The following is a 5968-nucleotide window of genomic DNA, read 5'->3' as shown; positions in this document are numbered from 1 at the left end:
GAGTCGTTTGTTAGAAAGTTCGATTTAGAGTTTGCACCTATAGCTGGCAATATGGAAGAGTTTTTGCAATCAAAACAAGGGCAGCGATTGATTGCGGGAGAAAAGTTGAAAAAAGAAGAAGGAGATAAGCTTTTACTTCAACAGTTGGAATCAGCTTGGAGTGCGTGTATTGGAAGTGAAGTAATTATTTACACGCCGTTAGCTACCTTTGGATATCACATTGCAGAGAAATTAGGCGTACCCTGCTTTTTTGCATCAGTTCTACCGTTGACTCCTACAGGGATGTTTGGGTTTTTGAGATTTGGTCAGATAACTAAAAACCCACTAAAGAAAGCAATCAACTATGGCAGCTACTTGTTAGTAGAGTTTTTGCACTGGCAAAGATACCGTCCATTGCTCAATCATTTCAGAACCGAAACTTTGAAATTGCCGCCTTTGCCATATTTAGGTAGACGTTTTAGACAAAAAGCTCCGGCGAATGTATCACGAATCCCGGTACTGTATGGATTTAGTTCACACGTAATCCCAAAACCAAAAGACTGGCCGCATTGGGCGTATGTGACAGGTTTTTGGTTTATTGATCAAGCCTCCGACTACGAGCCACCCCTGGAACTAGAGGATTTTCTGGGACGAAAGCAATTGCCTTTGTGTTTTGGATTTGGCAGTATGACTATGCCCAATCCAGAATATCTCACACACTATATAGTGGAAGCTTTAAAGAAAACCCATCAAGGCGGGATTATATTATCAGGATGGGGTAATGTTGGAAGAACGGTAAATGTAAAAGATTCGCTACGAGTGTTTGTGATCAAGGAAGTTCCCCATGATTGGTTATTTCCTCAAGTGCCAGCAGTAGTACATCATGGAGGAGCTAGTACAACGGCGGCAGTGTTACGTGCAGGGACACCATCAGTTACCGTACCCTTTTTTGCAGATCAGCCGATTTGGGGTGAAAAGCTAAACCGATTGGGAGTTAGCCCACAACCAATACCGTACCATAAGGTATCAGAAAAAACTTTAGCAGCAGCGATTGAAGTAGTTTTGGGTGATGAGGTGATGAAGAAGAAAGCCCAGGAGTTAGGCCAGAAGTTAAGGGATGAAGATGGTGTGGCGAATGCAGTTGAAGTTTTCCATCGGCATTTGGGGTTGATTGGGTAAGTTATTATTTGGGTGAGAAATCCCAGATAACCGTAATACATCATCACACCCACAACAGCAGTAAATGCCTCAAGTTAAAATTTATACGGTACTCTGTATGAATGGCAGTATCCTAATGGTTTTCTACACGCCAGGGCATTGTTGGGAATTCCGTATCATCAGCCGCACGGGTGGTATATTCGGGGAACAAAAGATTTATTACACGGCGGAGGCAGCGTTGCGGATGGGGTTGGAGTGGCTGAAGGATGAACGGTGATAAGTGCGTATATGCGATCCAAGGTCAGCATTAGTGGCAAGAGGAATTGCTTTATTTGAAGGTGAATTGCTGGAAATTTCCTTTCATGCGATTGCATTTCAAGAATGATTTCGAGTTAATTGTAGCAAGATAGCTTCAAGACTTTGTAGTGCAGCGTTGGTAGTGCGTTGGTGTTCTTGAAAGTCCTGACGGTGTTCTTCAAAGTTGCGCTGATGTATTTCAAAATTACGCTGATGTTCCTCGTGTGAGTCGCGTAATTCAAGTAGTACGTCGTCCAAGATGGCACTCCTGGCTAATACACGATTTACATTTTCGGTAAGTGAGTCTAACTGCTGTTGAGTGTTAGCTTGTCGTTCGGCAAGCCCTAGCATTATTTGTTCAATGCGGTCTAGTCTGCTTGGGAAGTATTCAGGCGTGTCGGTCATTTTAGGTTAAGCTTAGTCCTCTACTAAAGATTATATAAAGTTGTGACCTTTATCTGCCCGTTATTTTAGCAACAGTTCCCGGACTGAAAAGCCTGACACGCTTTAGACTGCTAGTTTTGCATAGGAGGCGAAAAGTACAACACAGCGCGATTGCGTTACGGTGTTTTCTCGCTCCGCCGCCCCAGCGACCCTAGCGTTAAAGCCGCGACCGAGCAAGAAAGTTTCGCTGCATGAACAGAAACATAAAGCCTTCTGCAAGAACTGCCTTCTTCAAAAATTAAGGAACTTACAAAATTTAAACGAGGTTACTGGTAGTAATCGGAGAGCTTTTCACCCAGACATTATGGTTGTGATAAAAATCACCACGTTGTTCTAATGTAAACCCACCCAGTAATAATCCCAACCAGACTTCTACCATCGGCATTTGCAACACACGTTGCAGTTTAACCAAAGAAATCTCATCTTTGACATTTATCAGGTGGTTAGCGATGGCGCTGTGCCATTTTTGGACATCCTCATCTGATGCCAAATTGCGAACATCTTCTAAAGTTGTCACCTCATCGAGCATTGCCAAAACATTCGCTTTTTCAACAGGTGCTACTACAGAATCACCCAACTCAGTAGGATGTGAAAATTGGTGTGGGCCATGTGGTTTAAAGGTTTGTGGTGTTTCCGGTTCAATCAAATCATCTAAATCTAGGTGCATTGTTGTCCGCACTAAACCAGCAAAGAGATCGGTGCTAACAATTGGCCCTAAAAGACTATTGCGATCGCGGGTATCTTGCAACAGCACTTCGGCACGAGACTTAAGAATATCTGCAATCTGACTGAAGGCAAGCGCTGCGGTTGATAACTGTGCCTCCAAAGGTAATTTGTCAAGCTCCGCATCTAAACATTCCCACATCGGTACAAGTGAAGATGTGGGTGGAGATTCGGACAACTCATCAAGCACATCCCAAATTGTTAATTGGTGGTATGTGGTCATCTCTAGGATTCTGGATTTAACGGGCAGGGTCGCACTGGGCAGTAGCTTGAGCTAATCTCAAACATATCCTTATATTGATATAGTGAAACACTGTATTGTTTAGCAAACGCCTGCAACACCTGATCTGTATAGGCGCGGATCTTGCCAGCCGTTAGCCCAAAGCAGTGAATTGGTTCCAGGCGACAAATAGGCTGTTGCCCCAGCCAGAGTTCTGCCGACATAGCGTGTAATGGTTTATCCCCTGGTTCTTTATACAAATACAGCACTGCAAAATACGTTGCTGGTGGTTCAACTGCGATTGCATCAATTTCTGCTGAATGACTTTCACTCCGGCAACGATAGAATGAGCGACGATTGTGGCAGACTTTTGGATTCCAACACCCGTCCCCTGCTGTTCCATGTAAAACTTTGGCTTGGGCAGTTGGTAGTTTGGAACATAGCTGACATTTGGGATCGAGTGGCTTGGGCATACCTTACTCCACTTCTTCACCGATTGCCCGATAATAAGCAGCGATCGCAGCTTCTTGCTCACTGCGAAGGGTATAACGCCGAAATGCTTTCTCGCTTTGATGTCCTGTTAATTTTCGTGCATGGCTGGGGTCAACTCCCAATAGCAATAAGTCAGTGGCGTAAGTATGTCGAAAGGAGTGAGGGTGCAAATCCTCAATGTGAGCTATTTCACCGATTTTTTCCACAGCGAAGTAAATGCCGTGATAACTCAAGCGTTCACCTTTGTATGAAGCATGGTGTGAAATCATCAGTGGACTAAGGCTGTTTAACACCTCTCCTTGCTGTGAGCGCAATTGCAAATACTCTGCTAAAACTTCCCGGCTCTCTTTTCGCAGTGGAACTAAGCGTGGTTCATTGGTTTTGGTGTCTGGTAAAAACAGGAGCTTGCCATCAAATGAGCCAACATTTAGCTGCACAACTTCCCCAGCCCGGAGTCCATGACTAAGGATGTGAACGAGTGCTGTATCTCGTTGCTTTGTTTCTTGGAGCAATTCCAAAGCTGACCAAACCCGCTCCATTTCTGAAGGGGTCAAACTTTGGGCTGGTGGCAGTGGCACTTTTTCCAGTTTTATCCCCAGTGTAGGATTAGTAGCAATAATTTCAGGATACGTGTAACACATCCATTTGAAAAAGCTTTTGAGAGCCGCAATTCCTGCATTGATGCTGCTTTTTGAAAGCGGTTTACCTGCATCAGTCAGTATTTCATCACGGAGATATTCTTTATATAATGCAAGGTGACGTGGACGCAGTTCATGATAATGCAGCTCACTCCATGCCAAAAACCGCTTCAGTTCACGTTCGTACATTTTGCGACTGTTAGGCGCAAGATTGGTGCTGCGTAAAAACTCCAGTACTTTTATCCACCGTATGTCTGTGGGTGCAGCTATTTTTCCTGCCCTGCTTCTAGATTCTCCCTGTGGGGTTGATGATCCTTGATCCTGTATGTGGATCAACTTGATTGGCGGTAGGTTGTCAAACTGAGGATTATTTACCATCTTGATCGCGATCGCCTAGAAGCAGTGTGGAACTAACACCCAAAATTGTATGTGAATTTAGGGAAAATCTGGCTACCGTGTCACTAGTACTTCACCAACCCAAAAATGCGCTTGTGGAGGTCGGCGCTTGTGCAGGGGAGCAGGGGAGAGATTTGTACAAGTTCTTTTCCCTCTGCCCAAGAGCTTGCCACCACGCAAAGTTTGTGTGGCGAAGCACTAGAATGCTTCTCAATCTTGGTACTGAGGTGAATTGTTGAAAATCTTTACAAATCTTGGGTAAGTGAACTAACTCTCCGTAAAAAGCCGCCATAACCGGACAGTTGCTTTAAAGTCCTTAAAATAGCGAAGTGGTCATTAGAAACAAGCTAACTATATAATAAAACGCATAAGGAGTAATTGCTTAAAAATGCCATTTACAAGGGATTTCGGCGGGATTTTGGCAGATTACTGGCAACCAACTCGCACAAGGAAACTTATCCTCCAAACCTTGTAGTTTCAAGCGTGCTTCACGTACTGATTGATATAAAGGTTTACCACTAGAAAATTCTGCAAGAAAATTCTTCAAAAACTCCTGTGCTACTTTGTCAGGGACTGGTTCACGCATGACAATCATTTGGGGAATATGTAAATCAGCTAAATTAGTTGCTAATCCCAAACCATCGCAGGAGTTAAAAATTGCTAAGTGTAAACCTTGTCCAATAGCTTTCGTCAAAGCATTTTTTAACTCGGCAATAGTTAAACTATCAGAGTCATTGATGTGAAAATGACCAATTTCTCGTTCCGACTGAGTAAAGCTATGACCAGCAAAAAACAAAATATCCCAAGGTTGCATCCAAAGTGCATCATTGAGCATCGAGCGTTGTGGCTCTACTAAAAACTTGATTTCTGCATGAGGTAATTGTTCAAGTAAAATTCTGTCTTGTTGAATATTAATACCAGTGCCATCTCCCAATATAGCTAATATTTTGACATGGGACTTTGAGGAGATAGACTTTTCTTTCCTCTCATAAGTAGTTGAAGAAAGAGCAATTTCAGCATGAGGATAGCGTTCAAAGAAATCCCAAAGCTGCAAGGGTATCCGCCGTAACTGGCTATCTTCTGTTTGCAGAAGTATCCGAATAGATTCTGAAGGATCTAGTTTTTCTAAGAGTTGTTCTTTAATAGGGCGAAATAGTTCCGAGTTTAACCATAAATTTACTTGTTTTCTGAAATTATCTGCTAATGTATCGCATTCTTTAAATAATTCTCGCTGACTAATATTGGTAACTTGTGTTTCTGGAAACTTGATTCGCAAACTTCCTTGTAAGCTGTGGAAATATGCAGCTTGCCATTTCTGGTATGCTAAAACTAATTCGGACGATGAAGGTAATTGTCCATGAGATTCAAAATATGGGCGTTCGCCTTCTCTACTAATTTGTACTATAATTGAAAATCCTGTACTTAAATCCCCTTTACCTAATTTTAAAATTACTAGCTTTCCTTGGGTGAATTTCTTGTCCGTGGGAGCTATCAAGTGGATTAATTCTTTTAAATCCGCTTGATGTTGGCGATAAATAGTAATTTGTTCATCTTTACCTTTTAATTCGGCTTGATATCTTGCTTCTATCTGCTGGAGAGCCAATTCATAATTGTAAGTAAC

At 42.7% G+C, this 5968-nt stretch carries 7 protein-coding genes; 2 read left to right on the top strand and 5 right to left on the bottom strand.

What is annotated here, in order from left to right; genetic code table 11:
- Both ACWATR_RS38365 and ACWATR_RS38360 read left to right on the top strand, forming a co-directional pair.
- The coding region (locus ACWATR_RS38365) for a glycosyltransferase (RefSeq protein WP_460345136.1) at positions 1-1158 on the top strand (1158 nt) is incomplete at its 5' end.
- 64 nt (positions 1159-1222) lie between these two features.
- Positions 1223-1414: a hypothetical protein gene (locus ACWATR_RS38360; RefSeq protein ID WP_460345133.1), complete on the top strand. Its 192-nt coding sequence runs from the start codon at positions 1223-1225 to the stop codon at positions 1412-1414.
- A gap of 98 nt (positions 1415-1512) precedes the next feature.
- Here ACWATR_RS38360 and ACWATR_RS38355 read toward each other — a convergent pair whose 3' ends face one another.
- From ACWATR_RS38355 to ACWATR_RS38335, 5 genes are all read right to left on the bottom strand, one after another.
- Positions 1513-1839 carry a hypothetical protein gene (locus tag ACWATR_RS38355; protein WP_340096512.1) on the bottom strand — a complete coding sequence of 109 codons (327 nt, stop codon included), beginning with the start codon at positions 1837-1839 and terminating at the stop codon, positions 1513-1515.
- A 295-nt stretch (positions 1840-2134) separates the two neighbouring features.
- Positions 2135-2824 (bottom strand): hypothetical protein, encoded by a 690-nt coding sequence (locus ACWATR_RS38350; RefSeq protein ID WP_460345130.1) that lies wholly within the window; start codon positions 2822-2824, stop codon positions 2135-2137.
- Between the two features lie 2 nt (positions 2825-2826).
- Positions 2827-3294, bottom strand: coding sequence for a hypothetical protein (locus ACWATR_RS38345; RefSeq protein ID WP_460345127.1), 468 nt, complete (start codon positions 3292-3294; stop codon positions 2827-2829).
- Positions 3295-3297: 3 nt separating this feature from the next.
- Entirely contained in the window at positions 3298-4329 is a 1032-nt protein-coding gene (locus ACWATR_RS38340) for a tyrosine-type recombinase/integrase (protein ID WP_460345124.1), read from the bottom strand.
- A 400-nt stretch (positions 4330-4729) separates the two neighbouring features.
- A partial coding sequence (locus ACWATR_RS38335) for a CHAT domain-containing protein (RefSeq protein WP_460345121.1) occupies positions 4730-5968 on the bottom strand: 1239 nt, incomplete at its 5' end.

It is taken from the genome of Nostoc sp. UIC 10890 (assembly GCF_054786515.1).
Note: the sequence above shows the minus strand (reverse complement) of the source record. Positions and strands in the feature narration are given on the sequence as shown.